The organism is Streptomyces sp. AC627_RSS907 (assembly GCF_019049165.1).
The window spans coordinates 1-574 of record NZ_JAGMUE010001076.1 but is presented as its reverse complement, the minus strand read 5'-3'; the positions used below and the strand labels follow the sequence as shown (position 1 = coordinate 574).

General features: G+C 71.3%; 1 protein-coding gene. It reads left to right on the top strand.

The window, feature by feature from the left end:
- Window positions 1-86 precede the first annotated feature (86 nt).
- Entirely contained in the window at window positions 87-497 is a 411-nt protein-coding gene (locus KUM32_RS40345) for a DUF1622 domain-containing protein (RefSeq protein WP_217146666.1), read from the top strand.
- Window positions 498-574: the final 77 nt, after the last annotated feature.

Below are 574 nucleotides of genomic sequence, written 5' to 3'. Positions count from 1 at the left end.
GCCTCGCGGTCTTGCGGCATCACTCCCCAGTGGCATCGTCACGACACAGGGCGTCGTCGGCTCCGTAAGGGGGTACCGGCACCCGCATGACCCTGTCGGCGGAAGTGCTTGCCGAGTCGACCCTGCGCGATGCGATCGGCCTGCTCGTCAGACTGGTCGAGTCCGCGGGCGCGCTGATCATCTTCATCGGCGCCGTATGGGCGTTCGCGCAGTTCGTACGCGCGGGCATGCGCGGGCGCGGCAAGGTGGCGGGGTTCAACCGGATCAGGCTGAGTCTGGGGCGGTTCCTGGTGCTGGGCCTGGAATTCCAGCTCGCCGGGGACGTGCTGCGCACGGCCGTCGCGCCGAGCTTCGCCGAGATCGGGCAGCTGGCGGCCATCGCGGCCATCCGGACGGCGCTGAACTACTTCCTCGGCCGGGAGATCGCCCAGGAACGGGCCGAGATCGAACGGAGCGAGACGACGCCCCCGCCTGGCGCCAAGGGCCTGCCGACGTGAACGCGTGGCTGCAGGCGGGGGCTGTGCTGACCACCGGGCTGGGCCTCGTCGCCGCGACAGCGGCCTGGCACCGGACG